24 protein-coding genes and 2 pseudogenes are annotated in these 26,454 nt (G+C 64.3%); 9 read left to right on the top strand and 17 right to left on the bottom strand.

Going from position 1 to position 26,454, the window contains the following annotated elements; genetic code table 11:
• Positions 1-473: 473 nt before the first annotated feature.
• The 4 genes from ACVWYQ_RS23125 to ACVWYQ_RS23110 form a co-directional block, all read right to left on the bottom strand.
• Positions 474-809: a hypothetical protein gene (locus ACVWYQ_RS23125; RefSeq protein WP_456726404.1), complete on the bottom strand. Its 336-nt coding sequence runs from the start codon at positions 807-809 to the stop codon at positions 474-476.
• Positions 799-1,176, bottom strand: coding sequence for a hypothetical protein (locus ACVWYQ_RS23120; RefSeq protein ID WP_456726403.1), 378 nt, complete (start codon positions 1,174-1,176; stop codon positions 799-801). The genes ACVWYQ_RS23125 and ACVWYQ_RS23120 overlap by 11 nt, the downstream gene beginning before the upstream one ends.
• 86 nt (positions 1,177-1,262) lie before the next feature.
• Positions 1,263-2,849 (bottom strand): DNA polymerase, encoded by a 1,587-nt coding sequence (locus tag ACVWYQ_RS23115; protein ID WP_456726402.1) that lies wholly within the window; start codon positions 2,847-2,849, stop codon positions 1,263-1,265.
• A 170-nt stretch (positions 2,850-3,019) separates the two neighbouring features.
• Positions 3,020-3,655 (bottom strand): hypothetical protein, encoded by a 636-nt coding sequence (locus tag ACVWYQ_RS23110; protein ID WP_456726401.1) that lies wholly within the window; start codon positions 3,653-3,655, stop codon positions 3,020-3,022.
• 355 nt (positions 3,656-4,010) lie between these two features.
• Between ACVWYQ_RS23110 and ACVWYQ_RS23105 the strand changes: the two genes are divergently transcribed.
• Positions 4,011-4,616 carry a hypothetical protein gene (locus tag ACVWYQ_RS23105; protein WP_456726400.1) on the top strand — a complete coding sequence of 202 codons (606 nt, stop codon included), beginning with the start codon at positions 4,011-4,013 and terminating at the stop codon, positions 4,614-4,616.
• Positions 4,617-4,691: 75 nt separating this feature from the next.
• On the opposite strand, the pseudogene ACVWYQ_RS23100 reads toward ACVWYQ_RS23105, so the two are convergent.
• Positions 4,692-5,336: pseudogene (locus ACVWYQ_RS23100) on the bottom strand (magnesium chelatase domain-containing protein); the annotation flags it as partial.
• 228 nt (positions 5,337-5,564) lie between these two features.
• Here ACVWYQ_RS23100 and ACVWYQ_RS23095 point away from each other — a divergent pair.
• Both ACVWYQ_RS23095 and ACVWYQ_RS23090 read left to right on the top strand, forming a co-directional pair.
• The gene (locus ACVWYQ_RS23095; RefSeq protein WP_018644993.1) at positions 5,565-5,810 is read left to right on the top strand and encodes a PilZ domain-containing protein; all 246 of its coding nucleotides are present in this window, start codon (positions 5,565-5,567) and stop codon (positions 5,808-5,810) included.
• 81 nt (positions 5,811-5,891) lie between these two features.
• The gene (locus ACVWYQ_RS23090; protein ID WP_157285175.1) at positions 5,892-6,689 is read left to right on the top strand and encodes a tetratricopeptide repeat protein; all 798 of its coding nucleotides are present in this window, start codon (positions 5,892-5,894) and stop codon (positions 6,687-6,689) included.
• 92 nt (positions 6,690-6,781) lie between these two features.
• Here ACVWYQ_RS23090 and ACVWYQ_RS23085 read toward each other — a convergent pair whose 3' ends face one another.
• The 7 genes from ACVWYQ_RS23085 to rsmI form a co-directional block, all read right to left on the bottom strand.
• Complete coding sequence (locus tag ACVWYQ_RS23085; RefSeq protein WP_404544942.1) at positions 6,782-8,071, bottom strand: AAA family ATPase; 1,290 nt, start codon at positions 8,069-8,071, stop codon at positions 6,782-6,784.
• A complete protein-coding gene (locus ACVWYQ_RS23080; RefSeq protein ID WP_157285176.1) occupies positions 8,068-8,799 on the bottom strand; it encodes a CpaD family pilus assembly protein in 732 nt (243 codons plus the stop codon). Before ACVWYQ_RS23080 ends, ACVWYQ_RS23085 begins: the two co-directional genes overlap by 4 nt.
• Before the next feature lie 49 nt (positions 8,800-8,848).
• Positions 8,849-10,366 carry a type II and III secretion system protein family protein gene (locus tag ACVWYQ_RS23075; RefSeq protein WP_157285177.1) on the bottom strand — a complete coding sequence of 506 codons (1,518 nt, stop codon included), beginning with the start codon at positions 10,364-10,366 and terminating at the stop codon, positions 8,849-8,851.
• Positions 10,367-10,376: 10 nt separating this feature from the next.
• Positions 10,377-11,198, bottom strand: coding sequence for a Flp pilus assembly protein CpaB (cpaB, locus tag ACVWYQ_RS23070; protein ID WP_275511735.1), 822 nt, complete (start codon positions 11,196-11,198; stop codon positions 10,377-10,379).
• A gap of 360 nt (positions 11,199-11,558) precedes the next feature.
• Entirely contained in the window at positions 11,559-12,503 is a 945-nt protein-coding gene (gene gshB, locus ACVWYQ_RS23065) for a glutathione synthase (RefSeq protein WP_404544940.1), read from the bottom strand.
• Positions 12,504-12,513: 10 nt separating this feature from the next.
• On the bottom strand, positions 12,514-12,915 hold the full coding sequence (locus tag ACVWYQ_RS23060) for a YraN family protein (protein ID WP_036003220.1): 402 nt from the start codon (positions 12,913-12,915) through the stop codon (positions 12,514-12,516).
• Positions 12,902-13,852, bottom strand: a complete 951-nt coding sequence (gene rsmI, locus ACVWYQ_RS23055) for a 16S rRNA (cytidine(1402)-2'-O)-methyltransferase (protein WP_271543288.1) — start codon at positions 13,850-13,852, stop codon at positions 12,902-12,904. The genes ACVWYQ_RS23060 and rsmI overlap by 14 nt, the downstream gene beginning before the upstream one ends.
• Before the next feature lie 353 nt (positions 13,853-14,205).
• On the opposite strand from rsmI, the gene ACVWYQ_RS23050 reads away from it, so the two are divergent.
• A complete protein-coding gene (locus ACVWYQ_RS23050) occupies positions 14,206-15,438 on the top strand; it encodes a penicillin-binding protein activator (RefSeq protein WP_404544938.1) in 1,233 nt (410 codons plus the stop codon).
• Positions 15,439-15,545: 107 nt separating this feature from the next.
• On the opposite strand, the gene hemW is transcribed toward ACVWYQ_RS23050, so the two are convergent.
• Genes hemW through rph form a run of 3 tightly spaced genes read right to left on the bottom strand, consistent with a single transcriptional unit; the run spans position 15,546 to position 18,050 of the window.
• On the bottom strand, positions 15,546-16,703 hold the full coding sequence (gene hemW, locus ACVWYQ_RS23045; protein ID WP_404544936.1) for a radical SAM family heme chaperone HemW: 1,158 nt from the start codon (positions 16,701-16,703) through the stop codon (positions 15,546-15,548).
• Positions 16,690-17,325, bottom strand: coding sequence for an RdgB/HAM1 family non-canonical purine NTP pyrophosphatase (gene rdgB / locus ACVWYQ_RS23040; RefSeq protein ID WP_275500417.1), 636 nt, complete (start codon positions 17,323-17,325; stop codon positions 16,690-16,692). Before rdgB ends, hemW begins: the two co-directional genes overlap by 14 nt.
• Before the next feature lie 11 nt (positions 17,326-17,336).
• On the bottom strand, positions 17,337-18,050 hold the full coding sequence (gene rph, locus ACVWYQ_RS23035) for a ribonuclease PH (protein WP_220003677.1): 714 nt from the start codon (positions 18,048-18,050) through the stop codon (positions 17,337-17,339).
• Positions 18,051-18,218: 168 nt separating this feature from the next.
• On the opposite strand from rph, the gene hrcA reads away from it, so the two are divergent.
• Both hrcA and grpE read left to right on the top strand, forming a co-directional pair.
• Positions 18,219-19,307: a heat-inducible transcriptional repressor HrcA gene (gene hrcA / locus ACVWYQ_RS23030; RefSeq protein ID WP_036003234.1), complete on the top strand. Its 1,089-nt coding sequence runs from the start codon at positions 18,219-18,221 to the stop codon at positions 19,305-19,307.
• 94 nt (positions 19,308-19,401) lie between these two features.
• Positions 19,402-20,019: a nucleotide exchange factor GrpE gene (gene grpE / locus ACVWYQ_RS23025; protein ID WP_036003237.1), complete on the top strand. Its 618-nt coding sequence runs from the start codon at positions 19,402-19,404 to the stop codon at positions 20,017-20,019.
• 149 nt (positions 20,020-20,168) lie between these two features.
• Here the strand turns inward: grpE and pncA are convergent, their stop codons facing one another.
• A complete protein-coding gene (pncA, locus tag ACVWYQ_RS23020; protein ID WP_157287306.1) occupies positions 20,169-20,891 on the bottom strand; it encodes a bifunctional nicotinamidase/pyrazinamidase in 723 nt (240 codons plus the stop codon).
• Between the two features lie 186 nt (positions 20,892-21,077).
• Positions 21,078-22,008 (bottom strand): annotated as a pseudogene (locus tag ACVWYQ_RS23015) (hypothetical protein).
• A gap of 394 nt (positions 22,009-22,402) precedes the next feature.
• Here ACVWYQ_RS23015 and dnaK point away from each other — a divergent pair.
• The 3 genes from dnaK (at position 22,403) to ACVWYQ_RS23000 (ending at position 26,401) form a co-directional block, all read left to right on the top strand.
• Positions 22,403-24,304, top strand: a complete 1,902-nt coding sequence (gene dnaK, locus ACVWYQ_RS23010; RefSeq protein ID WP_036003245.1) for a molecular chaperone DnaK — start codon at positions 22,403-22,405, stop codon at positions 24,302-24,304.
• Between the two features lie 272 nt (positions 24,305-24,576).
• The gene (gene dnaJ / locus ACVWYQ_RS23005; RefSeq protein ID WP_036024343.1) at positions 24,577-25,713 is read left to right on the top strand and encodes a molecular chaperone DnaJ; all 1,137 of its coding nucleotides are present in this window, start codon (positions 24,577-24,579) and stop codon (positions 25,711-25,713) included.
• Between the two features lie 88 nt (positions 25,714-25,801).
• Positions 25,802-26,401 carry a class I SAM-dependent methyltransferase gene (locus ACVWYQ_RS23000; RefSeq protein ID WP_128265084.1) on the top strand — a complete coding sequence of 200 codons (600 nt, stop codon included), beginning with the start codon at positions 25,802-25,804 and terminating at the stop codon, positions 26,399-26,401.
• Positions 26,402-26,454: the final 53 nt, after the last annotated feature.

Here is a 26,454-nt window from a genome sequence, read left to right as displayed (position 1 = left end):
GCGGGAAGTGCTTCTGGATCTGTCTGTCTTGGACTTGATAGCACTGGCTCGGGTGTCATGCGGATCGTGCCAGTGGCTAGGAATAAACTCTGGAGCTTTGGCGTTCACCGACTCCCTCGGCTGAGGCAGGCCTGGAGCGGGTGGTTCGGGAGGAGGAGGTGTGAAGGTAAGATCCACTTTGCCCACCGTCGACTGGATGCCTTGGGCGCTGACTAGCGACAGCCGATCGGCCTCGTTATCGGTTACCGCAGGATAGGTGACTGGAGGCGCTGGCATAGAGGCAGACCTGGAGGCGGCGGCAGCAATAGCCCCAACGCCACCTACACAGACCATTCCAAGTACGACGACTTTGATCACAGCGATGCCCCAGACACCGAGGCATCGGCCCTAAGGGACATCTGGCCGGGAGTGAGGGGGGCTTTATTACTGGTTGATGCTGGTGATCAGCGGCAGAGTTTCTATGGAGGAACAAATCACTTCTTGCTCCTCTTCAGCACCATCCGAGCCATCTCCAGGCGTTGCCTTGCTTCGCGGACTTCATCTGGGCTGAAGATCTTACCGGCCTCGCCGAAGTCAATTACAGCTTGCTCCACTGAGAGGTGAAGCAAGCCCGCACGAGCGAGGACCCGCATGCCGACTTGAAACCTCCCGATGTTGCTGTTCGTAGCAGCTACTAACTGGCGTGCAACGGCTATGCCGCCAAGCTTCTCGATGAGTTTGAGCAGGCCGGAGAATGAATGACCGGTGAGCTGGGCGGCCATACGGGTCCGCCTGAGCAGCTCACGCTCGAATTCTTCCTCATGCGTCATGACGTTCGCCCTCCAAATGGCTCGGCGAACCAGAGAGGAGCGTGATCCGAGCAGATCGCCCGCGCTTCTGTTCAATCTTGATAAGGCCAGCCACACTCAATGCCCTGATGGCGCGCGACTTTGAGTCCTTATCGACCCCAAATCGCTCCAGGAGGGCTTTGGGGAGCGTCACTGTGTCTTTCCGCGTCAGGTCACACTGATGGCGTACAGCTAAATAGACGGCCAGCGCCTGGCCTGGCTGCCTTGCAGCAGCCCAGAGCTCGCTCATCGGGATAGGCCCTTTCAAGAACCTATGCTTGGCAGGGACTGCCTTGTTACGGCTTGCACCGGTCGTTATTTCGATCTCGTAAATCTGGGCTTCAGGCATGACAGGAGATTCACTATTAAATGAGACGGTGTCGCGCTGGAGCGCCACAGCTTTCGCGCTGTCGCGACAGTCCGGGGCGCAGCTAGTTAGACCGTTGCTGGTCCATCGAAACGCGCTTCCGGAATGCTCGCGAGCCGCATGACCCGATTCCACATCTCTATGCCACGCGCCTCCATGTACCGGTTTGGATACCGGATGAGCTTCGCCTCGGTGCGAACGGGAACACCGCAGACGAGCATTCCTGCCTGCGTCATGATGTTCCTCATCGTCTCAACTTCAGATGCAAGACGCTCTGGTGCGGCCGCGATCAAGAACGCATCGTGCACTGGAGCGCAGACCTCGATGCCAGCCTGAATGGCAGCGATTGCAGCAATGCGCATCATTTCGGCACCAGTTGCCTGCATCGGGAAGTTTTTGATGGATGTGAGTCTCTCCCCACCAAAGAGCTTTCGCTCCCATCCAAACACAGTCTTCATCCGCCGGACAACGAGCGACGTTTCGACCATTGCATCGCTCCATTTCCAAAACACGCTGTAGATACGTTTGTGCGATGCGACCAACTCCCTCGCGTGCGCCACTGTAATACCTGCCTGCAGCGCAATTGATTCGGCACCCATCCCGTAGTTCAATCCCAAGACCACCACCTTGCAGATGCTTCGGATGTGGGGATGCGAATACTTCGTGGCGTCAGCAGGAGCGAGCTTGGCTAGTCTGGCGAAGGCCATGTAGGGGTCGCCATCCAGATAGGCGGCGATCAATCGTTCGTCACCGGACAGCCCTCCAGCGATAGCGATCTCCTGGCTGGAGAAATCGATGTAGGCGAGATCCCTGTCACGTGAAGGTGCGATAAAGCCCCGCATCCATTTGGCGGTTCCGAAAGGAAATCTGGTCGTGGAAGGCTGGTTGCGCCCTGTCACCGAGCTGAATGGACGCAAAGATGTACGAGCCCTCCCATCGTGACCGACGTGCAGGCCCCTGAGATCGGCCTCTCGGACGGTATTGCGGAGCTCTCGCAACGGGGCGATCACGGGCCAAGCTTGCTCTTGCAGCTTGAACGCTTCGTCTGACAAGTCGAGCAATCCTGAATCAAGACGAGGCCACGGGATGCCCTTGTGGTGCAGCCATCGACTGAATCTGTCCCGCTTGAAAACGTCCCCGTCGTAGACGCCATAATTTGCGTCCACTTCAGCGATCAGACTCATCCTGACTTGCGGCCACTGACTCCGGAGTTGGTACAGACGGTCGACGTCGATGGGAATGCCAAAGTATTCCATCCCTGCGACGGCTGAGCAATACGCCCCCCTGATAAGGGCACGAGGCCAGTCAATAGAGTTCGCCGTAGCTGATAGCAGCGCAGCGCTGGCATCCACATCCATCTCGCAATAGTCAAGGATTTGCGGGATCTCTTCGTGGGTCCAGTAACCACTCAAGATCTTTTCGCGCATGAAATCCTTCAGGCTTGCATCCATGTGCGGCAGGTTATGGAAGGCCAGAGCATTGAGCAGGCCGGCGTTCTGCCGCGAGCCATTTGTCTGAACGCGGAATTCTGCGTACTGGTCGGCGATGTTCGCGGGCACCGGCCAAGACAATGCCCGAAAGCAGCCGATCTCTGCTTGAGCGGAGAAGGCCACTAGGAGAGAGTCACTGCCGGTCTCGAACGGAGCGCGGGACATCTTGCGAAGCTCGTCTTGCCAGTATCTGCGAGTCTCACCAGTTCGAAGCTCACGAACGACCAGGCACACTGTCTCCGGCCTGTTACCACCAACAGAGCGGAATTCCGTGTCCACACAGTAGACGTACTTAAAGGGGACGGCCTCAAGGCCGCCCCCAATTGCTTGAACAGTCACCGGAAATCGCCGCGGAGCTTGCGGCAAATGGGATGATCGTCGTTATCGATAACGTGATTCTTGAAGGCGATCTCAAGAAGCTCGTTCATCGGCTTGTTCGGAAACTTTGGCGGATTGTTTTCACCAAGAGCTTTCATGATGCGATATTGCTTTTGCCCAGCGTCGGCGAAGATGCGAATCCAGTTCGCTTTCGCCAGCTCTGCTCCATGCAATGCGCTCTCGTACCAAGGGTTCCCAGCGCCACCGGTCGGCAACTTGACAGGCCACAGCATCGCGCTGCCTGAACGGGTCACGGTCACGTACAGTTGGGCATAGAATGCTCCGCGCAAGCCAATCATGGTGCTGAGCATCTTCGGCATGACGATAAAATATTCGCTCGTATAGCCGTCCCTGCTCTCGTGCAGCGCAACCGTGATTGTCATCTCTCGATCGGGATGAACCCGTACATAATCTTCTGCCGGCGGCTTTCGAACGCTGACAGAAGACAGGACCTCCTCCGCCCCTTCGAGCCCCGCCTCTTTCATGTCGACCTTGAACTGCTCAAGATCGGCGAAGAAATTGGTGGGTTGGGAGGGACGCGGGGCCGATGCGGGAGGGGAAACCGCGACGTCGGTATCGATGAGGGTGGACATTTCTCGTCCCCCTATTGGATCGAAAGTGAGCGGACGTGATGCTCGCCGTCAGCGGCAGACAAAGCCGCCATCTTCTCGGGCGAGTGCTGGACGAGGTACAGCACTCGAAGCTTGCTGCACATCATTTCGCGAATGGTCGGAATAATCCTCGTCGCTACTGACTTCGTTGCGGTCGAGCCTTGCAATTTACGAATGCGGACGACGAGGTTCGGCCTGTGAGGTTCGCTCGGCCGGACGCCGCGGGCTGCAGTGGATGGAGTCATTCCGCTGGGTCGGACAGTCTTTGACATGTATCTTTCGCTCCTTGTTTATTTGGGCAAAGCGAGTTTCATGTCTGGGCTTTGAAGGATCGAGTGTGGCCTGGAAAAAAATAGAAAAATTCAGCTATTTCAATGGGTTGTGGCTACAATTTGGGGAGGGCTTGATGACGACGAAGCCATATAGGGACCGCATAGATAGCAGGCTAAAGGACTGGGTCGGGTGCGAGGTGAAGGGGGACGAACTTATGGCCGATCCATTTCGCAATCTGGATGGGCCCCTAGCCGAGCTGTTCGACCAATCAGATCTAGATCCCCAGTATCAAATCAGCTGGTATTTGCTTCTGGGGTTGTTCGCTGAAATCCACTACGGAAGACACTCTCGCTCAAAGTCCTGGGACATCCCCCAGTACCGAATCTTGCTAAAGGCTGCTTATGAGCAGAAGCGGCTTAACCCGAACGACCATCTTCAAGGCGTGTGCATCAAGCTGATCGCCAAGTCTCACCCCATTGTCGACTTGGTCAAATCTGTTGAACCCGAGAAGATCAAAAACGCTCTCATGAGGCAGCTTTATTTCGCGCTGAATTGGGCACACTCAAGGTTGCAGAGCGAGCCGGTTCTGCTCAAGGACCCGCAGGAAGAGGCCGAAATACGAAAATGGCTGCTGGCTCTTAAAGGCCCTGGTCTGTTGTCCGCCGACTGATACTCAAGAAACGGTAAAGCTGAATCTAAAGGACATCACGAGGTGGCCAATCGATCTGAAATCAAAAGGACACCGCATAAGCAGGTGGTGCCCACCGGCGGCCGCGATCTCCAGCGCGCGCTTGGCGCTTTCCTGGCCCTTGATGTCGCGCAGGTCGAGCGTCGAGGCGGCGGCCTCGTGCACCTTCGGCGTCGGCCGCGACAGCACCTGGGTGCCCTTGAAATGGTTGGCGATCTGGATCAGCGAGTGTGCGGCAATGATCTGGATGTCCGGGCTCGCCCACGCCGCCTCGGAGCCGCAGGACGCCGGGCAGATCAGTCCTTCCTCGCGCATATTGGCGCCGATCGCGGCGGGAAGGACGCCGGCCACCGGCGCGATCGAGCCGTCGAGACCGAGCTCGCCGAGCACGGTGAAGCCGGTCAGCGCATCCGGCGGGATGGCGCCGATCGCGGCCATCAGCCCGAGCGCGATCGGCAGGTCGTAATGGCTGCCCTCCTTCGGGAGGTCGGCCGGGGCCAGATTGACGATGATCCGCCGCGCCGGCAGCGCCAGCCCCGAGGCGATCAGCGCCGAGCGCACCCGCTCGCGCGCCTCCGACACCGCCTTGTCCGGCAGGCCGACGATGGCAAAGGCCGGCAGGCCGGGCGCGACCTGCACCTGCACGTCGACCGCACGGGCCTCGATCCCCTCAAAGGCGACGGTAGAAACCCGCTGAACCATGCCGAACCAGCCTGCCCATTGCTGCAATTAGGGGTAGCAGAGCGCGGCCGTTTCCGCAAGAACAATACGGGAACAATCGCTTGGCGGCCCGTCAAATCCTAACCAGGCGTAAATGCGGTCCCGTCACTACGTCTCGAATGCCACCTTCTCTCCTCAGCACATTCCAACGAATGTCCGCTACTCCTAGGGCTGCGGGATGGGCCGTGGTCTAACGGGTGAACAGTTCAAATGCTTGCAAATCGCCGGAGAAGCGAACGTCGGGTGTGCAGCCGCCTCGCCAAGATCCATTTTGGCGCGGGCTCGCTGCCGCGGGATTGCACGATCACGGATATTTCGGATGGCGGCGTGAAAGTGGTGGCGGAATTTCTGGAAGTGCCGCCGCAGTTCACCATCATCTTCGCGCCTGATTATTCCCGCCAATGCCGCCTGCGCTGGCGCATCGGCTGCGAATTCGGCGCCGAGTTCGTCGACTGAACCTCAACACGCGCGCCCTCCTTAACGGGACTTTAGCGTTAATCGGTAAGCATCTCTGATCAGTTGCCGAGTGATCAGAGTATGCCCAAGCGTTCGTTCCTCGCCTTTCCCCCGGCGGGATATCTGTGTTCCGCCGTCCTGATCCTCGCCCTCGGCGGCTGTCAGACGGCCGGCATCGACGACGTCACCGGTGCGCTCGGCGGCAAGCGGGAGTCCGCCGCCAAGCTTGACGGCAAGTCCGACAGCAAGGCCGACCCCACGCCGGAGATGGACGCACTTCGCGAGCGTTATCGCGCCAAGCCGAGCGATCCCGCCATTGCTCTCGAATACGGCAAGGCGCTGCGTGGCAGCGGCCAGCGCGCGCAGGCGGTCGCAGTGCTGGAGCAGGCCGTGCTCGCCCGTCCCGGCAACAAGGCGCTGCTCGCCGGCTACGGCCGCGCGCTCGCCGACAACGGCAATTTCCAGCAGGCCTTCGACGTCCTCGGCCGGGCGCATTCGCCCGAGGATCCCGATTGGCGCATCCTGTCGGCGCAGGGCGCTGTGCTCGACCAGCTCGGCCGCAACGAGGAAGCCCAGCAATATTACGCCGCGGCGTTGAAGATCGTGCCGAACGAGCCGACCGTGCTGTCCAATCTCGGCCTGTCCTACATGCTGCAGAATAATCTATCGAAGGCCGAACAGGTGCTCGGCCGCGCCCATCAGCGCAATCAGAACGATGCGCGGGTCCGCGCCAATCTGGCGCTCGTGCTGGGATTGCAGGGTCGCGAGGCCGAGGCCGAAATCCTCGTCAAGGCAGATCTGCCGCCGGACCAGGCCGCGGCCAAAGTCGCGGCGCTGAAGCAGCTGCTGGCGAAAAAGCAGCAGCGGGCGGACAGGTAGTCCGCCCTAGAGCATGATCCGGACCCGAAGGGCCGCGTCAGCGCAAAGTGTGAAGCGGTTTTCCGAAAAGATCATGCTCAAATAAGCTACGCCTAAGACGCCTTGCGATGCGGGGCCGAGCTGCGTCCCGACTTGCCCTTCAGCTTCTTCAAAAGCGGCTCGAGCAGCGAGCGCTTTGGCTTCTTCACCTCGCCGCGGCCGGCGAGGCGGTTCGCCATGTTCTGAAACAGAACGGTGGTGCGGTGGGTCCTGGAGACCTCCGCGATCATCTGGCCGTTATTGGCCGCGGTCGAGAACAGTTTCGAATCGAACGGGATCACCGTGATCGGCTGGCTCTCCATGGTCTTGGCGAAGGCCTTGACCTCGATCTCCGCGCGCTTGTGCATGCCGACCTGGTTGAGGCAGTACAGCGGCGGCCGGTCGTTCGGTCGCGCCGCCTTCAGCACGCTCAGCATGTTTTTGGTGTTGCGCAAGTTGGCGAGATCGGGCTCGGCCACGATCACGATGTCGTCGGCGTTCACCAGCGCGCGGCGGGTCCAGCCGGACCATTGATGGGGAACGTCGAGCACGATGCAGGGCGTCGTCATGCGCAGCGTGTCGAACACTGCGTCGAAGGCTTCGGCACTGAAATCGTAGACGCGGTCGAGCGTGGCGGGCGCCGCCAGGAGGCTGAGGCGATCGGTGCATTTGGCGAGCAGGCGCTCCATCAGCGCCGTGTCCGGCCGGTCCTGCGACAGCACCGCATTGGCTATGCCCTGCACCGGATCCTGATTGTAGTCGAGGCCCGCGGTGCCGAAGGCGAGGTCGAGATCGATCACGACGGAATCGAGCGAAAGGTCGCGGGCGATGGTCCATGCCAGATTATGCGCGACGGTGGACGCGCCGACGCCGCCCTTGGCGCCGACCACCGCAATGACGCGGCCGGTGATGATGGCCTCGGAGGCCGAAAACAGGCTGCAGATCGAGCGGACCACGTCGATCGTCTCGACCGGTCCGACTACGTAATCGTTGACGCCGCGGCGCACCAGCTCGCGATAGGGCGCGGTGTCGTTGGGGCTGCCGATCACGACCACGCGCGTGCCGGGATCGCAGACGCCGGCGAGATCGTCCAGTCCTTCGAGGATGTCGCGCGTGCCGTCGGACTCGATGACGATCACGTTCGGCGTCGGCATCGATTCATAGGCTTCGATCGCCGCGGCGAGGCCGCCGTCCTTGGCGCTGAGATGGGCCTTGGCGAGCCGGCGATCCTGGCCAGCCGCCGTCACCGCCTTGAGCGTCTGCTCGGTCTCGCAGAAGGCTTGCACCGAAATGCGCGGAACCGGCGCGATGTGTTCCTCGGGATGCTGCGGATCGTCCGCGTCTTCGTCGTGGATGCCTGTCATTTGGCGGTATCGCTGAGTTTGGCCTTGTCGGATTCTGGATAGGTGGTGGTCGTCGTCGTGCCCTTGCGATAGCGATCGAACGCGATGTCGCGCCGTGCGGTATAGGCGGGCGTCTCGGCGCGCGGTTGCTCGAGGTCAGCCGGGTTGTCGATCATCGCGGCGAGATTGCGCTGGCTGGCGCAGCCCAGATTGAAATAGGGGCGGTTCTCGGTGTAGCCGGGGTTGAGGATGTTGGGGCCGACGTCTTCGGGCCACAGCCCGCAGGGGCCGGCGACCGCGGTGATCTTGGAATAGCTCAGGCGGATGGTGGGCAGCAGCCCGGGATCATCAGGGCGATAGGGCCGCTGGACGATGGCGCGCGACGGCACGCCGCCGGACGTGAGCACCGAGCGGATCTCCTGATAGGTTGCGGCGGCCGCGCGCGAATTGGCGGTGTCGACCGGCACATCGACGACGACCGAGCCGGTGCCTTCGCGCATCCAGTCCCGCGCGATGCCCGCGACGTCCGAATGCTGCGCAGCCGAGAGGCCGCCTCTGCTCTTGCCGACGAAGATCACGATCGACTTCTTGCCTTCCTGCACCGCAATCGGATGGCGCTGGCGATAATCGGTCGGCACCGTCTGGGTGACGATCTCGGTGGTGTTGCAGGCGCCGAGCATGACGGAGAGGCCCGTCAGTGCCAGTGCGAGCCGCAAATTGCGACGTCGATCGGCTGATGTTGTCGTCATCCCCTGATCCCTCCTGCCCCTGCCTTGCCCGGTCCCCAAACCGTTCGTCTCAGTCGATGATGAAGCCGAAATCGCCCGGCGTGCCGGCCACCGGATCGACACGGCTCGCGATGCCATAGAGGCGGTTGACCCTGCCGAGCAGCGCCCTCTGTGCGTCCGAGGCCGGCGCGAAGCCGTCGTCGGGCCGCGACAATTCCTTCTGAGCGACCGCGCGCACCACGTAAGGCGTCACGATCACCATCAGCTCGGTCTCGTTGTTGACGAAGTCCTGGCTGCGGAACAGCGCGCCGATGATCGGCACCTGGTCGACACCAGGCAGTCCGTTGATCGCCTGCTTGGTCTGCTGCTGGATCAGGCCGGCCATCGCCATCGAGCCGCCCGAGGGAATTTCCAGGGTGGTTTCGGCGCGGCGGGTCTGGATCGAAGGAATGGTGATCGAGTTGGTCGAGCCCGCGGACACCGACTGCGTCAGCGTAATCGAGTTGGTGTTCGACAGCTCCGAGACCTCGGTCATCACGCGCAGGCTGATGCGGCCTTCGCTGAGCACGACCGGGGTGAAGTTCAGGGAGATGCCGAACTTCTTGTAGGTGACCTGGGTGGTACAGACGTGGGTGACCGGATCGCAGGCATAGCCCCCGGGAATCGGGAATTCGCCGCCAGCGACGAAAGTGGCGGATTCGCCCGAGATCGCGGTCAGGCTCGGCTCGGCCAGGGTCCGCATGACGCCGGCGCTTTCCATTGCCCGCATCGTGGCGTTGACGGTGGCGACGCCCTTGGCGAGGCCGGTGACGCCGAGCCCATTGCTGCTGACGATCGGTCCGCCAGAGACTGAGAACGGGTTGGAATTGTTGAAATTCACCACCGCCGTGCCGGCATTCAGGCTGGCGCTGAGATCGACGCCGAGTTGCTTGACGATGTCGCGGCGGACTTCGCCGACCACGACCTTGAGCATGACCTGGTCGCGGCCGCGCACGACGATGTTGTTGACGACCTTGTCCGCGCCGCCGACCAGCTTTGCGGCGACGTCGCCGGCCTGCTGGGCCTCGACCGGGCTCGACACCGAGCCGGTCAGCATCACGCTGTCGCCGACGCCCTCGATCTGGACGCCCGGCAGCGACTGGCGCAGCGCCGAACGCATGCCGTTGAGGTCGCGCTTCACCGCGATGTCATAGGAGGCGACTTGCTGGCCATCGGCCGCGAAGAACACGACGTTGGTCTGGCCGACCTGGCCGCCGATGATATAGGCGCGCTGGGCCGAGCGGATCACCGCATTGGCGATCTTGGGATCGGCCACCAGCACGTCCTTGACCTCGCGCGGCAGGTCGATGACGACGGACTTGCCGATGCCGAGCGACAGAAAGCGCGACCGCGCCGGTGCGATCGTCCCAACCGACGATAAGCCGAGATCCGACGCCTGCATCGGCGCCTGGTCGCCGACCGGCGCTTCCGCGGCAGCGACGACGCCGGGAGCCGCGAGCAGCCCCAGCATCAACATCGTCCCCGCCAGGACCGAGCGCGCGCGCTTCCCCCGAATGCGCAGGCCCGTCCGATCACCCCCGTAGTTCATGCTGTCCCCATCACTTCTGTGACGTCAGTTGCCGTGCCTGGACGCCGTAACGGATTACGTTCACGCCGCCCGGGCGCTTGATCGCCTGGTCCTCGGGCGTGCCGTCGACTGCGTTGGCATCGACGATGCTGCGCAGCGCGAGTGTCAGAGTGCCGCCCTGGCGTGCGGCCGAAAGCGTGGCGATCTGGTCGGGCCGCAGCTCGAGCGTGACGGTCTTGCCGACCACCGCGTTCTGGCCCTCCTTTTCCTTCGGGGCCTGGTCGATCGCGAGCACTCGGATGTTGGTGAGAATGACCTCGGACAGGATGAGGTCGTTGCCGCCGGTCGGGCCGTTGGTGTTGCCGCCGTCCGGATTCTTCAGCCGGCGGGTCAGGACGATGTCGACGCGGTCATTCGGCAGGATGAAGCCGCCGGCGCCGGTCTCGGCTGAAATCTCGGTGGAGACGGCACGCATCCCGGACGGCAGGATCGCGGCCATGAAGCCGGAGCCTTCGGCCTTGACCAGCTTCTGCTCGCGGATCGGCTCGCCCTGCATCAACGGCACGCGCGCGATCGATCCCGCGATCTGCGCCGGTGCCTCGGGCCTGCCGTCGCGGCGGATGAAGGCGCTGCTGGCGGTGGCCGCGGGCCAGGCCTGCCATTGCAGGTCCTCGGGCTTCACGGCCTGGCCGAGCTGGATGTCGTTCTTGGCGATGAGGACCTCGACCGTCGGCAGCTTCTCGGCGACGGGCAGGACGGCCGCGGGCGGATTCTGATAGCCGCTCGCCAGATATGCAGCGACGCCGCCGGCGCCGAGAGCGATGACGAGAACGACAATGCGTGCGGTATTCATACGCTTCTACTCTTACGCGGGGCACTCGAACCGCACCTGGCGTGTTCCCCCGCGTCGATGAGTAGGGAGCAAAAGTATAAGGGGTGTTGCGAGGCCGAACGCGATCGCCGGCCGCGATGCTGGTTTTCGGCAGATGGTGAACGCGGCGTTATTGGGTCGGCCAACGGCCCCGTAGTTTCACCTACGCGGGCACGTACGTTCGCACGACGCGCGCGGCGTCATGGTGAATACGTCGTTAGCGTGCGAGGTGGCCGCGAGCGTCGTCCATAGCCGGGATGGAGAGCAAGCGTAATCCGGGGCCAGTGCAAGTGGGGGGCGTCTCAGATTCGCTAACGCCCCATCCGGGCTGCGCGCAGAGCTCTACTTCTTCCGCTTCGCTTCGATCACGTCCCAGATCTTCGCCGCGACATCCGGGCCGCCGAGCCGTGCGATGGCGCGGATGCCGGTCGGTGAGGTCACGTTGATCTCGGTGAGATTGCCGTTGATGACGTCGATGCCGACGAACAGCAGGCCGCGCTCGCGCAGCGCCGGGCCGACCGTGGCGCAGATCTCGCGCTCACGCGGGGTGAGCTCGGTCTCATGCGCCGCGCCGCCGCGCACCATGTTGGAGCGGAGGTCGTCGGCGGCCGGCACGCGGTTCACCGCGCCGGCGAACTCGCCGTCGACCAGGATGATGCGCTTGTCGCCGTGCTTTACCTCGGGGATGAATTGCTGGATCACCCAGGGCTCCCGGAACGTCACCGAGAACATGTCGAACAGCGAGCCGAAATTCATGTCCTGCGGCATCACGCGGAACACCGCCGCGCCGCCATGGCCGTGCAGCGGCTTCATGACGACCGCGCCGTACTTGTCGCGGAACGCATTGATCTCATCGAGGTCGCGCGAGATCAGCGTCGGCGGCATCAGCTGCGGAAAATTCATGACGAACAGCTTTTCCGGCGCGTTGCGCACCGAGGCGGGATCGTTGACGACCAGCGTCTTCGGATGGATGCGCTCCAGGAAATGCGTCGAGGTGATGTAGGCGAGGTCGAACGGCGGATCCTGGCGCAGCAGCACCACGTCGAACCCGTTCAGCGCCTCGCGCTTGGGCTCGCCGAGGGTGAAATGGTCGCCTGGCTCATCGCGCACGGTCAGGAGCTGAACCGGTGCGACCAGCTCCTCGCCGACCATCGAGAGCTTGTCGGGCGTGTAATAAGACAGGCCATGGCCGCGCTTCTGCGCCTCCAAGAGCAGCGCGAAGGTGGAATCGCCCTTGATGTTGATGCGGGCGATGGGGTCCATCTGGACGGCGACGTTCAGTTTCATGGGCTGCCTTTCAGGTCGAGGCGTCGAATGCCGCCAACACATGGCGCGGAAGCGAGCGCGGCGCAATCAGCATGGCGTCGAATCGCAATTCGAATTCGGCATGCTCGGGATGCGCTGCGAGCCAGCCTTGGGCGGCGTCGATGATGCGCTGCTGCTGGCGCGGCGTCACGGCGAATGCGGCCTCGTCCAGCGTGGCGCGGGCCTTGACCTCGACGAAGGCGATCAGGTTGCGGCGCCGCGCCACGATGTCGATCTCGCCATGCGGCGTGCGGTAACGTTTGGCGAGAATGCGGTAGCCCTTGGCCATGAGGTAGGCGGCGGCACGACTCTCCGCGGAAATACCGGTCTGGAACGCTGCGACGCGCTCGGGCGACGCGACCTTCGGTTCCGCAGGAATCTCAGTCTTCGCCATCGCTGCCCCGCGAATCCTTTGCGAGCTCGAGCGCGCGGGCATAGACCTCGCGGCGCGGCCGGCCCGACAACGCGACCGCGTGCGCCACGGCATCCTTGACGCTGTGCGCGGCAAGCTGCTCGCGCAACAGACTATCGAGCGCGTCCGATGTCAGAACCTCGGCGTCGGCCGCGGGCGGAGCGATCACCAGCACGAATTCGCCGCGTGTCTCCAGCGTTGCAGCCTCGCGCGCCAGCTCGCTCAGCGTTGCGCGCGAAATCTCCTCATGCAGCTTGGTCAGCTCGCGGCAGATCGCGGCCTCGCGCGGTCCCATGATCTCGGCGAGATCGGCCAGCGTATCCTGCACGCGGTTGCCTGACTCGAACATCACCAGCGTCGCGTCGATGCGGACGAGCTCGGTAAGACGGCTGCGCCGCGCGGCTGATTTCGCCGGCAAGAAGCCTTCGAAAAAAAAGCGGTCGGTCGGCAGCGCGGCGACCGACAGCGCGGCCAGCACCGAGGACGGGCCGGGCAGCGCATACACGGCATGGCCGGCGGCGCAGACCTCGCGCACCAGCTTGAAGCCGGGATCGGAGATCAGCGGCGTGCCGGCGTCCGACACCAGCGCGACCGAGCCGCCCTGCCCGAGAGCTTCCAGGATTTTGGGACGCGCGGCCTCCGCATTGTGCTCGTGATATGGCTTGAGCTGGGCCGTGATCGCATAGCGCTCGGTCAGGCGGCGCGTGATGCGGGTGTCCTCACAGGCGATGACGTCGACGCCGGCGAGCGTCTGCAGCGCCCGCAGGGTGATGTCGCCGAGATTGCCGATCGGAGTCGCGACCAGGTGGAGGCCCGGCGCGGCCTTCGGCGCCGCGAGCCGATGGACATCGATGGAGAAACCGCGCGAGGCGGCGTCTTGAGCTTCAGGCGTATTTATCGGGGCCGGCTTTGCGCGCATAATGGAGCCAACTTAGGCACGATCGCTAAGGCTGGGAACCGGCTCGCCGAAAAAGATCGTGCCCAAGGATCGTATCCGGGTGAGGGGCGAGGAACGGACGGGAATGTGATCGGTCGAGATCGCGCCGGGAGGCAGGAGGGGCCCTCGCGCCATATTCGCGACGGAAACGCCGCCTTGATGAGTGAATGAGTGACGGCGAAGAGTAGCCGGGACGGGATTGCGGCCGCGTTAAGCGATTGTTATCCTTTTGTTTTGGTTAACTATTTGCCGACACACTGCCTGAATCCGCGGCCTGTGTCGCGGAAAGCAATGTCGTGATCGGCCGGCGACGGCGGGTCGGAAGAGAAGCTGCCATGGTCGGCCCGCGTCATCCAAAGTCTCACCTTCCGGGGTCCCGATCGCCAGGGGCGACCCGGCGGACTGCGCTCGGCCTGTTGCTCGGCGCGCCCGTGCTGTCGGCCTGCGCCGGCGTGCAGCAAAGCCTCAGCCAGTTCTCCAACCCGTTCTCGAGCTCCGCACCGCCGGCCCAGCCGGCTGGCCCGCAGCAGCAGGCGACGACCGCCGGCACCGGCGGCGTGAAGGTCGGCCTGATCCTGCCACTCTCAGCTGCCGGCAATGCCGGGCTCGCCGCGCAATCGATGCGCAATGCCGCCGAGATGGCGCTGGCCGAGTTCCAGAACCCGAACATACAGCTCCTGATCAAGGACGACAATGGCAGCCCGCAAGGCGCGCAGGCCGGCGCGCAGCAGGCGGTCGACGAGGGCGCCGAGATCATTTTGGGACCATTGTTCGCACAGTCGGTGCCGGCGGTGGCGCAGGTCGCGCGCACGCGCGGCATTTCCGTGATCGCGTTCTCGACCGATTCCAGCATCGCCGGACGCGGCGTCTATCTGCTCTCGTTCCTGCCGGAGTCGGACGTCAACCGCATCGTCGAATATTCCGCCGGCATCGGAAAGCGCTCCTTCGCCGTGCTGGTGCCCGACAACGCCTATGGCAATGTCGTCGAGGCCGCGGTGAAGGCGGCGGTGCCGCGGCGGGCCGGGCGCATCGTCGCGTTCGAGAAATACGGCGCCGATCGCGCCACGCCGGCGCGCACCGTGGCGCAGCAGCTCGGCAGTGCGGACGCGCTGTTCATTGCCGATGACGGCGATGCCGTCGTGTCAGTCGCGGACGCCATGACTGCCGCGGGCGCGAACTTGCGCAACATCCAGCTGCTTGGCACCGGCCTTTGGGACAATCCGCGCGTCTATGCCAGCGCCGCGCTGCAGGGCGGCCTTTACGCCGCGCCCGATCCGGCCGGCTGGCGCGCCTTCTCCGGCCGCTACCGCACGAAATACGGCGCGGAGCCGATCCGCACCGCGACCCTTTCCTATGACGCGGTCGCGCTCGTTGCCGCGCTGGCCCGCACGCAAGGCGGCCAGCGTTTCTCCTCCGACGTGCTCACCAACCCCTCCGGCTTTGCCGGCATCGACGGCCTGTTCCGCTTCCGTGCGGATGGCACGAATGAACGCGGGCTCGCCGTCATGAAGGTGACGCAAGGCGGCGGCGTCGCCGTGGCGGGCTCGCCGAAGAGCTTTGGGGCGTAGCTCGGTGCTGTAGGGTGGGCAAAGGCGCTCTTGCGCCGTGCCCACTATCTCTTTCGATAATGAAAGTTGCGTGGGCACGCTTCGCTTTGCCCACCTACGAGAGTTCCTTACGCAGCCAAATCCGCGACCACGGCATCCAGCACCGGAAAACCGCTGCTGGTCACGCGCAACCGTCCCGTTGCATCCACCGTGATCGCGCCTTCCTCGCGCAAGAGCGCGATGCGGCGGGGGTCGAGCGGGCGGCCGGCGAGGGCCTTGTAGCGTTCGGGATCGATGCCTTCGGCGAGCCGCAATCCCATCAGCAGGAATTCGTCGGCGCGTTCCTCGCTGTTGAGGAGCTCGTCGCTGACGACACCGTCGCCGTTGGTCTCGACCCGCATCAGCCAGGCCTCGGGACGCTTCTCGGTGGCGGTGGCGTGCCTGATCCCGTCGATGTCGAGGCGGCCATGTGCGCCGGGGCCGATGCCGGCATATTCCTCGCCGCGCCAGTACACCAGATTGTGCCGGCACTCGGCGCCGCGCCGCGCGTGATTGGAGATCTCGTAAGCGGGCAGCCCGAGCTTGTCGCAGGTCTCCTGCGTGACGTCGTAGAGCGCGCGGGCGACCGCTTCGTCCGGCGTCTTCAGCTTGCCGGCCTGGTGCAGGCCGAAGAAAGGCGTGCCTTCCTCGATGGTCAATTGATAGAGCGACAGATGCTCGGCCGCTTCATCGATGGCGTGCCGCAGCTCGCCCGCCCACATCGCCGGCGTCTGGTCGGGGCGGGCGTAGATCAGGTCGAACGAATAGCGGTCGAACGCGCGGCGCGCGATGGCGACGGCATCGAGCGCTTCGCGCGCGCTGTGCATGCGGCCGAGCGCTTTGAGCGAGGCGTCATCGAGCGCCTGCACGCCGAGCGAGACGCGGTTGACGCCGGCGATGCGATAACCGGCAAAGCGCGTGGCTTCGACGCTGGTCGGGTTCGCTTCCAGCGTCACCTCGACGTCGCCTGCGACGGTCCAGTGCTTGCCGATCGCGTCTAACACCGCGCCGACGGTGGCGGGCTGCATCAGTGACGGCGTGCCGCCGCCGAGGAAGATCGAGGTGACCTCGCGGCCGGGCGCGCGTTCGGCGGTCGTTGCGATCTCGCGCGCGAAGGCGGCGGCAAACCTCGCCTCGTCGATCGCGGCATGGCGGACATGGCTGTTGAAGTCGCAATAGGGGCACTTCGACAGGCAGAACGGCCAGTGCACATAGACGCCAAACGCATCCTTGTTAGCGCGGCTCAAGGCAGATCTCCGCCAGTTTCCGAAAAGCGCGGGCGCGGTGCGACAGGCCGAGGCCGAGCGGCGGCAGGCCGTGCTTCTCGATGCTGGTCATCTCGCCGAAGGTGCGGCTGTGCCCGTCCGGCAGGAACATCGGGTCGTAGCCGAAGCCGGCCGTGCCGCGCGGTGGCCAGATCAGCGTGCCGTCGACGCGCGCCTCGACCTCCTCGCGATGATCGTCGGGCCAGGCCACGCAAAGCGCGGAGACGAAGTGGGCCTTGCGCTTGTCCGGCGTGGTGGCGCCGCGCTCCTGCAGCAGGCGCTCGATCTGCGCCATCGCCGCGTTGAAATCCTTGGATGGACCGGCCCAGCGCGCGCTGTAGATTCCCGGCGCACCGTCGAGTGCGTCGACGACGATGCCGGAATCGTCGGCGAAGGCGGGAAGCTTGGTCGCCTGCGCTGCGGCGACCGCCTTGATCGCAGCGTTGCTGCGGAAATCGTTGCCGGTTTCCTCGGGCTCGGGGAGGCCAAGCTCGCCTGCCGACACCGCCTCGATCCCGTACGGCGCGAGCAGCTCCTTCATCTCGGCGAGCTTGCCGGGATTGTGAGTGGCGATGACGAGCTTGTCGGTGATTCGGCGGTGCATGGGCCTATTGACTACGCCACGGCCAGTTTCTGCAAGTCCACCAGACGCGCAATGCCCTTCTGCGCCAGGGCGATCAGCTTCAGGAACTCGTCCTGCGTGAACGGCTCGCGTTCCGCGGTGCCCTGCACCTCGATGATGCGGCCATCGCCGGTCATGACGAAATTGGCGTCGGTCTCGGCTTCCGAATCCTCGGCATAGTCGAGATCGAGCACCGGCGTACCGTTGTAGATGCCGCAGGAGATCGCGGCGACGTTGTCGCGCATCACGTTGGCCTTCACCATGTTGCGCGCCTTCATCCAGTTGATGCAATCGGCAAGCGCCACCCAGGCGCCGGTGATCGAGGCCGTGCGCGTGCCGCCGTCGGCCTGGAGCACGTCGCAATCGACCGTGATCTGACGCTCACCGAGCGCTTCGAGATCGACGATGGTGCGAAGCGAGCGACCGATCAGACGCTGAATCTCGACGGTGCGGCCGCTCTGCTTGCCGGCGGAGGCCTCGCGGCGGGTGCGTTCGGAGGTGGCGCGCGGCAGCATGCCGTATTCGGCGGTGACCCAGCCGCGGCCCTGACCCTTCAGCCACGGCGGCAGGCGGTCCTCCAGCGTGGCGGTGACCAGCACATGGGTGTCGCCGAATTTCACCAGGCAGGAGCCTTCCGCATATTTGACCACGCCGCGCTCCAGCGTCACGGGGCGCAATTCGTCGGGCGCACGGCGGCTTGGCCGCATGGGAAATCTCCAAAACTCGCGGGAATAGGCTGTTCGCGGTGCTTGTAGGTGGGGCGGGGGTGGGCGGCAAGGGCTTATTCACCCCCTGACCGCCGGCCCGTAAACGCGACGCTTGTCAGAAGCGGCCCGGATGGACAAATTATAAGTATCTGAGAGGAGTTACCGTCTGTGGCCCATCACGATCCGATCCATCTGATCGCGCCGCGCGCAGGCCTTGCCCAGCTCAACGAGCGTTCCCGCGACATCTTTCGTCAAATTGTCGAAAGCTATCTCGCGACCGGTGAGCCGGTCGGCTCGCGCAACATTTCCCGCCTGATCGCCATGCCGCTGTCGCCGGCCTCGGTCCGCAACGTCATGGCCGATCTGGAACAGCTCGGCCTGATCTATGCCCCGCACACCTCGGCCGGCCGGCTGCCGACGGAACTGGGCTTGCGCTTCTTCGTCGATGCCCTGATGCAGGTCGGCGACCTCAACGAGGCCGAGCGGCAGGCGATCCAGAGCCAGCTCTCGTCCGTCGGCGAGGCGCAATCGGTCGAGGCGGCGCTGGACCAGGCCTTGATGCGGCTCTCCGGCCTGACCCGGGCGGCCGCCGTCGTGCTGACGCCGAAATCCAATGCGCGGCTGAAGCACATCGAATTCGTCCGCCTGGAACCGGAAAAAGCGCTGGTGATCCTGGTCGGCGAAGACGGCCAGGTCGAAAACCGCGTGTTGACGCTGCCGCCCGGAGTTCCCTCTTCGGCGCTGACGGAGGCCGGCAATTTCCTCAATGCGCGGATCCGGGGCCGTACCCTGGCCGAGGCGCGGCTCGAGCTCGAGACCGCACTCGGCGAGGCCCGTGCCGAGCTCGATCAGCTGACACAGAAAGTGATCTCGGCCGGCATCGCCAGCTGGTCCGGCGGCGAGAGCGAGGATCGCCAGCTCATCGTCCGCGGCCATGCCAATCTGCTCGAAGATCTGCATGCGCTGGAGGATCTGGAGCGGGTTCGGCTGTTGTTCGACGACCTCGAGACCAAGCGCGGCGTGATCGACCTGCTCGGCCGGGCCGAGACCGCCGAAGGCGTGCGCATCTTCATCGGCAGTGAGAACAAGCTGTTCTCGCTGTCGGGGTCGTCCACCATCATCTCGCCCTATCGGGATGCCGCCGGCCACATCGTCGGCGTTCTCGGCGTGATCGGCCCGACGCGGCTGAATTATGCCCGCGTGATCCCCACCGTGGACTACGCCGCCCGCATCGTCAGCCGCCTCTTGGGGGGCTGACCGGCCTTTCCGCCGATCACGGGCGCTTGATTTTCGCGAGTTTAGGCACGATATCCGGGCCAACATCCCTGAAACGAGTTCGAGATCAGAGCCGATGACCGAGCAAGACCGGCAACCCCAAGACACGACTGCAGCGACCGGCGAGCCCGTGGTGTCGAAACCCTACATCATGCCCGACGATCCCGAGCCGGGTTCGGTCGAAACCCTGCAAAAGGAAGCGGCTGAAGCGCGCGACCGCATGCTGCGGACGCTGGCCGAGATGGAGAATTTGCGCAAGCGCACCGCCAAGGAAGTCGCCGACGCCCGCCTCTACGGCATCACCGGCTTCGCGCGCGACGTGCTCGACATCGCCGACAATCTCCAGCGTGCACTCGATGCCGTTCCGGCGGAGGCGCGTGCTGCGGCCGATCCCGGCCTGGTCTCGTTGATCGAGGGCGTCGAGCTCACGGAGCGCGCGCTGCTCAACGCGCTGGAAAAACACGGCGTGAAGAAGCTCGATCCTCAGGGCCAGAAGTTCGACCCGAACTTCCACCAGGCGATGTACGAAGTGCCTGACGCGTCGGTGCCGTCGGGCACCGTGGTGCAGATCATGCAGGCCGGCTACACCATTGGTGACCGCGTGCTGCGCCCGGCGCTGGTCGGCGTCGCCAAGGGCGGCGCGAAGACTGCGCCCGCGGCGAACAACAACGAGTCGAGCAGCGCGGCGAATTGAGTGTTGGCGTCATTCCGGGGCTCGACGAAGTCGAGAACTATGGTGCGCAATGCGCACCTGAGAATCCATCGAACAGCAGAGACAACCGCACAATGGATTTCGGGCTCGCGCTGAAGCGCGCCCCGGAATGACGGAAGATGGCGCGCCGCCTACGCGCTCACCGCGATATCCGCAGACTGAATCCGCTTCACGCCCGCCTTGGCCATGTCGGCCCAGGCCTTGGCGAGCGAGCCCTGCGTGTCGATGCCGCGGCAGGCGTCTTCCACCACATAGACCTCGAAGCCCGCCTTGCGCCCGTCGAGCGCGGTCCAGGCGACGCAGAAATCTGTCGCAAGACCAGCGACGAAGACGCGCTTGATCTTGCGGCCCCTCAGGTAGCCGGCGAGCCCGGTCGAGGTCTTGCCGTCGGCCTCGAGGAAGGCCGAATAGCTGTCGACGTTCTTGTGAAATCCCTTGCGGATGATGAGCTCGGCGTGCGGGATCGACAGGTCCTTCGACAGCGCCGCGCCCTCGGTGCCCTGCACGCAATGGTCCGGCCACAGCACCTGCTTGCCGTAGGGCAGGTCGACCGTTTCGAATGGCTTCTTGCCGGAATGAACCGACGCAAACGAAACGTGGCCCGGCGTGTGCCAGTCCTGCGTCAGCACCACATTCGCAAATGCCTTCGAGATCTTGTTGATGACCGGCACCACCTGCTCGCCTTCCTTCACGGCGAGGCTGCCGCCGGGCAGGAAGCAGTTCTGCACGTCGATCACGAGCAGCGCGGACGCTTCGTCCGGCTTGATCGGTGCGGCCGCGAACAGCGCGGTTGGCGCGAGCGTCGCCAGCGCCGTCGTTCCAAGCATTGCCAAGACCTGTCGCCGAACCAGCATGTCTACCTCCCCTCCAGGATGATCCAACGGGAGGAAGCCTAGTTCCGTTCGTATACGAACAGAAGCCTGAAAATGCAGCCGGGCTGATGAGCAGTTGGGCTCTTAGCCCCAACATCATCGTCGCCCCCCGTGCGCAATTGCGCACCAGGCGGGGATGACATTGGAGGTGTTGAAGCGCCTCGGGCCCTACCCCTTCGGCTGAATCCCGTCGCGCACGGCGCGGAAGCGGGTGAAGGCGGCTTGCCATTGGTCGCGCGGGGCGCTGGCGATGATGCGCAATGATGCGCCGCCGCTCGAGAAGCGGATCCACTGCACCACCGTCACCGGGACCTTGTCCTTGCCGCTGACGCCGTCGATCCGGGTCTCGAAGCCTTGCTGGCCGTTGATGCGGATCGGCTCGGACATGGTGATGCGCGACTCGCGCACGCCGGGAATCTGGAGCGCCGCCTCCTGGGCGAAGCGGGCGCGGTCGTCGGCGGCTTGCGGGGTGGCGCCGATCAGGCCGAGGATCATCCTCGTAGCCCACGCTCTCATCGCCGTCGGCCAGGATGATGCTCGAGCCCGGTGCCAGGGTCTTGATGTCCTTGAAGTCGGCGAGATCGGTGATCTTGAACGGCAGCAGCGCGATCTGCTCCTCGGCCGAGACCTGCCTGCGGGTGGTGGCGCTCGCGAACATCTGTCGCACCGCCTCGTCCGTGTAGATCTTGGTCGCATTCTCCGGGATCTGTACCGCGACATAGCCGGAGAAGCCGGCGCCGGGCACGATCATCGAATAGCGCTTCACCGGGGTATCGCCGGCCTTGCCGCTTTCGGTGGTGAAATAGGCAAGGCCAGCGGGGGTCTCGACCTTGTCCTGCTTGACGCCGCCCGTCCCGCCGGGATTGGAATTGAAGGCGCTCACGACCTCGCCATAGGCGGCCGGCGGCAGCTCGGTGACCAGCACCTTGACGTTGCCGTCCTCGCTCTCGAAGCCCGGAAAGGTCTTGGCCGTGCTGAGGCCGATCAACGGCACCATGCCGAGACGCAAGCCGGGTGGGAAAACGACGTCGGCGGCGAAGGCCGGAAGCGCTGTTACGGCGAGGAGGGCGAGCGCGGCGAGGGGGCGGATCAGCTTCATGGCCACTCTGATTGGTTCACATTGAGGCCGTTCGATGGTCGGCCACCGGGCCGCTTTGTCGCGCGAAGCAGCTGCGCCGGCTGTGCGGTCGGTCCGCCTTTTAGCCGGTTTGGCCTCGCCGCAACAGGGCGGGCGGGCTTGCGGGTGCGGGGGCTTGCCGAGGCCCGGACCTGTTAATAATTCCTCACCCGCAAGGGCGGTTGAGCCCGGATATCACCTTCCAAAACCCGATGTTTTAGCGGCAGAAACCTAGCTTCGGTCCTTGCGGGCCCCTCCCCCCCTCCTATATGAGCCTCAATCATCGCAATATCGCGGATGTTTGATCTTAGGGGGTTTCGGTTCGGGTGCCTCTTGGGCCCAGCCAACCTGCCGCAAAAAGAAGGATATCAGGACCATGGGAAAGGTCATTGGGATCGACCTCGGCACCACGAATTCGTGCGTCGCCGTGATGGATGGCAAGAACGCCAAAGTCATCGAGAATTCCGAAGGCATGCGCACGACGCCTTCGATCGTCGCCGTCACGGATGACGGTGAGCGCCTCGTCGGCCAGCCCGCCAAGCGCCAGGCCGTCACCAATCCCGAGCGCACCTTCTTCGCAGTGAAGCGCCTCATCGGCCGCCGCTACGACGACCCGATGGTCGAGAAGGACAAGAAGCTCGTTCCCTACAAGATCGTGAAGGCTTCCAACGGCGACGCCTGGGTCGAGGCCGACGGCCAGACCTACTCGCCCTCGCAGGTCTCGGCATTCATCCTGCAGAAGATGAAGGAGACCGCGGAAGCCCATCTCGGCCAGAAGGTCGAGCAGGCCGTCATCACCGTTCCTGCCTACTTCAACGACGCCCAGCGCCAGGCGACCAAGGACGCCGGCAAGATCGCGGGCCTCGAAGTGCTGCGCATTATCAACGAGCCGACCGCGGCCGCGCTCGCCTATGGTCTCGACAAGACCAAGGCCGGTACCATCGCGGTGTATGACCTCGGCGGCGGTACGTTCGATATCTCCATTCTCGAAATCGGCGACGGCGTGTTCGAGGTGAAGTCGACCAACGGCGATACCTTCCTCGGCGGTGAAGACTTCGACATGCGCCTCGTGGGTTATCTCGCCGACGAGTTCCAGAAGGAGCAGGGCATCAACCTGCGCAACGACAAGCTCGCGCTGCAGCGCCTGAAGGAAGCCGCTGAAAAGGCCAAGATCGAGCTGTCGTCGACGACGCAGACCGAGATCAATCTGCCCTTCATCACCGCGGATCAGACCGGCCCGAAGCATCTGACGATGAAGCTCACCCGCGCCAAGTTCGAGGCGCTGGTCGACGACCTCATCCAGAAGACCGTCGAGCCCTGCCGCAAGGCGCTGAAGGACGCCGGCGTCACCGCCGGTGAGATCGGCGAGGTCGTGCTGGTCGGCGGCATGTCGCGCATGCCGAAGGTCCAGGAAGTCGTGAAGCAGCTGTTCGGCAAGGAGCCGCACAAGGGCGTCAACCCGGACGAAGTCGTGGCGATCGGCGCTGCGATCCAGGCAGGCGTGCTCCAGGGCGACGTCAAGGACGTGCTGCTGCTCGACGTCACCCCGCTGTCGCTGGGCATCGAGACGCTGGGCGGCGTGTTCACCCGCATCATCGACCGCAACACCACGATCCCGACCAAGAAGAGCCAGGTGTTCTCGACGGCTGAAGACAACCAGAATGCCGTCACCATCCGCGTCTTCCAGGGCGAACGTGAAATGGCGGCCGACAACAAGATGCTCGGTCAGTTCGACCTGATGGGCATTCCGCCGGCGCCGCGCGGCATGCCGCAGATCGAGGTGACCTTCGACATCGACGCCAACGGCATCGTCAACGTCTCGGCCAAGGATAAGGCCACGGGCAAGGAGCAGCAGATCCGCATCCAGGCCTCCGGCGGCCTGTCGGAAGCCGACATCGAGAAGATGGTCAAGGACGCCGAGGCCAATGCCGAGGCGGACAAGAAGCGCCGCGAGGCCGTCACCGCCAAGAACGAGGCGGATGGCCTGGTGCATTCGACCGAGAAGGCTTTGGCCGAGCACGGCTCGAAGGTTGCCGAGAGCGAGCGCCGCGCCATCGAGGATGCCGTCAGCGACCTCAAGGAAGCGCTGAAGGGCGACGATGCCGAGGCGATCAAGGCCAAGACCCAGACGCTGGCGCAGGCTTCGATGAAGCTCGGCGAGGCCATGTACAAGCAGCAGGCCGAGGCCGACGCCAAGAAGGATGCGGCCAAGGACGACGTCGTCGACGCGGAATTCACCGAGGTCGACGACGACAAGAACAACAAGAAGTCCGCTTAAGCCCCGAGAGGGTGACGATGCGGACGGCTTGGACCCCACACACGCTACCGGCCTCCTCCCTCGCGGGGGAGGCCATCGTGTCGGGACGGGCGGGCCAAGACTCCTTTCAAGACTCCTTCAAAGTCGGCCCCGTTACGATCGATCAATTCCCAGCCGTTATTCTCAGCGCTGCCAGGCTGCTCTCTGCCGCAAGGTCGAAGGGCGCTCATTCCGCCGCATGTCAGCGTTGTTCCGCGCCAACTTGAATCGCGATTGGATAGACCGAGCTCATCATGTCCACGTCCACCAAGCGCTGCTATTACGAGACCCTCGAAGTCGAACGCGACGCCGACGAAGGCAAGCTGAAATCGTCGTTCCGCAAGCTGGCGATGAAATTCCATCCCGACCGCAACCCCGGGGATGAGACCAGCGAAGTCAAGTTCAAGGAAATCAACGAGGCTTACGAGGTCCTGAAAGACAAGGACAAGCGCGCCGCCTATGATCGTTACGGCCACGCCGCGTTCGAGCAGGGCGGCGGCTTCGGCGGCGGCGCCGGTTTCGGTGCCGGCTTCGCCTCCTCTTTCTCCGACATCTTCGAGGACCTGTTCGGCATGGCCGGGCAGCGCGGCCGCGGCGGCCGCGAGCGCGGCGCCGATCTGCGCTACAACATGGAAATCACCCTCGAGGAAGCCTTTGGCGGCAAGACCGCGCAGATCGAGATTCCGGTCTCGGTCACCTGCGAGGCCTGCTCGGGCATCGGTGCCAAGGCTGGCACCAAGCCCAAGACCTGCTCGACCTGCGGCGGCGCCGGCCGCGTGCGGCAGTCGCAGGGCTTCTTCACGCTGGAGCGAACCTGCCCGGGTTGTCAGGGCCGCGGCCAGATGATCGAGGACGCCTGCCCGTCCTGCGCGGGACAAGGGCGGGTCACCCGGGAGCGGACGCTCTCGGTCAACATTCCGCAAGGCGTCGAGGACGGCACACGGATCAGGCTCGCCGGCGAGGGCGAGGCTGGCGTGCGCGGCGGGCCGCCGGGCGACCTCTACATCTTCCTGTCGCTGGCCCAGCACCAGTTCTTCCAGCGCGACGGCGCGGACCTGCATTGCCGCGTGCCGATCTCGATGGTGACCGCCGCGCTCGGCGGCGAATTCGAGGTGCCGACCATCGACAAGGGCAAGACCAAGGTGAAGGTGCCCGCCGGCACCCAGTCGGGTCGCCGATTCCGCATTGCATCAAAGGGCATGCCGGTGCTGCGGTCGCGCCAGATGGGCGACATGTACGTTCAGGTCATGGTCGAGACCCCGCAGAACCTGACCAAAAAGCAGCAGGAATTGCTGGCCGAGTTCGAGAAGCTCTCCTCCGGCAACACCCAGCCGGAAGCCGAGGGCTTCTTCGCCAAGGTCAAGGATTTCTTCGGCAATCGGGCGAACTGACGCGTCTTGACCGTATCGCCTCCGGCCTATACGTCTTTATGACCATTTTCTGACACGCCGCGGTCCTGCGGTTCCGTCCGGTCCCGACATGCCATTGCCATCGTCCGCGCGTGCGTTGAAGAAGCCTCGTCTCGATGACGAGGTGCGCTTTCTCAGGTCGTGGATCGAAAAGCCCTTGCACATGGGCGCGGTGATGCCGTCCGGCAAGCTGCTGGCGCGGACCATGGCTCATTATGTCGATCCCGATTCCGACGCACCGGTGGTCGAGCTCGGACCCGGCACCGGCGCCATCACGTCCGCGCTGATCGAGCGCGGGATCGACCAGAAGCGTCTCGTTCTCGTCGAATACAATCCCGGCTTCTGCGCGCTGCTGCGCGATCGCTACCCGCAAGCCAAGGTGGTGCAGGGCGATGCCTACCGCCTGCGCGACACGCTCTGGAACGTCTTGAGCACGCCGGCCAGCGCGGTCGTGTCCGGCCTGCCGCTCGTCACCAAGCCGATGCTGACGCGGCTGCGGCTCATCCGCGATGCCTTCACCGCGCTCGCGCCCGGTGCGCCCTTCATCCAGTTCACCTATGCGGTGGTGCCGCCGATCCCGAAATCGCTGTCCGGCGTGTCCACAGAGGCCTCGGAACGGATCTGGATGAACCTTCCGCCGGCCCGCGTCTGGGTGTATCGCAAGCATTAATTCCGCCGGCTCCTCTTTGCGCGGCGGGCTCGTTTCGCCGAACGCATGGGATT

The sequence above is a fragment of the Bradyrhizobium sp. USDA 3397 genome (assembly GCF_054060965.1).
Note: the sequence above shows the minus strand (reverse complement) of the source record. Positions and strands in the feature narration are given on the sequence as shown.

Coding starts and splice junctions, on each gene's coding strand:
- ACVWYQ_RS23125 (WP_456726404.1), bottom strand. CDS start 809: ATGACGCATGAGGAAGAATTCGAGCGTGAGCTGCTCAGGCGGACCCGT.
- ACVWYQ_RS23120 (WP_456726403.1), bottom strand. CDS start 1,176: ATGCCTGAAGCCCAGATTTACGAGATCGAAATAACGACCGGTGCAAGC.
- ACVWYQ_RS23115 (WP_456726402.1), bottom strand. CDS start 2,849: ATGTCCCGCGCTCCGTTCGAGACCGGCAGTGACTCTCTCCTAGTGGCC.
- ACVWYQ_RS23110 (WP_456726401.1), bottom strand. CDS start 3,655: ATGTCCACCCTCATCGATACCGACGTCGCGGTTTCCCCTCCCGCATCG.
- ACVWYQ_RS23095 (WP_018644993.1), top strand. CDS start 5,565: ATGCTTGCAAATCGCCGGAGAAGCGAACGTCGGGTGTGCAGCCGCCTC.
- ACVWYQ_RS23090 (WP_157285175.1), top strand. CDS start 5,892: ATGCCCAAGCGTTCGTTCCTCGCCTTTCCCCCGGCGGGATATCTGTGT.
- ACVWYQ_RS23085 (WP_404544942.1), bottom strand. CDS start 8,071: ATGACAGGCATCCACGACGAAGACGCGGACGATCCGCAGCATCCCGAG.
- ACVWYQ_RS23080 (WP_157285176.1), bottom strand. CDS start 8,799: ATGACGACAACATCAGCCGATCGACGTCGCAATTTGCGGCTCGCACTG.
- ACVWYQ_RS23075 (WP_157285177.1), bottom strand. CDS start 10,366: ATGAACTACGGGGGTGATCGGACGGGCCTGCGCATTCGGGGGAAGCGC.
- cpaB (WP_275511735.1), bottom strand. CDS start 11,198: ATGAATACCGCACGCATTGTCGTTCTCGTCATCGCTCTCGGCGCCGGC.
- gshB (WP_404544940.1), bottom strand. CDS start 12,503: ATGAAACTGAACGTCGCCGTCCAGATGGACCCCATCGCCCGCATCAAC.
- ACVWYQ_RS23060 (WP_036003220.1), bottom strand. CDS start 12,915: ATGGCGAAGACTGAGATTCCTGCGGAACCGAAGGTCGCGTCGCCCGAG.
- rsmI (WP_271543288.1), bottom strand. CDS start 13,852: ATGCGCGCAAAGCCGGCCCCGATAAATACGCCTGAAGCTCAAGACGCC.
- ACVWYQ_RS23050 (WP_404544938.1), top strand. CDS start 14,206: ATGGTCGGCCCGCGTCATCCAAAGTCTCACCTTCCGGGGTCCCGATCG.
- rdgB (WP_275500417.1), bottom strand. CDS start 17,325: ATGCACCGCCGAATCACCGACAAGCTCGTCATCGCCACTCACAATCCC.
- rph (WP_220003677.1), bottom strand. CDS start 18,050: ATGCGGCCAAGCCGCCGTGCGCCCGACGAATTGCGCCCCGTGACGCTG.
- grpE (WP_036003237.1), top strand. CDS start 19,402: ATGACCGAGCAAGACCGGCAACCCCAAGACACGACTGCAGCGACCGGC.
- pncA (WP_157287306.1), bottom strand. CDS start 20,891: ATGCTGGTTCGGCGACAGGTCTTGGCAATGCTTGGAACGACGGCGCTG.
- dnaK (WP_036003245.1), top strand. CDS start 22,403: ATGGGAAAGGTCATTGGGATCGACCTCGGCACCACGAATTCGTGCGTC.
- dnaJ (WP_036024343.1), top strand. CDS start 24,577: ATGTCCACGTCCACCAAGCGCTGCTATTACGAGACCCTCGAAGTCGAA.
- ACVWYQ_RS23000 (WP_128265084.1), top strand. CDS start 25,802: ATGCCATTGCCATCGTCCGCGCGTGCGTTGAAGAAGCCTCGTCTCGAT.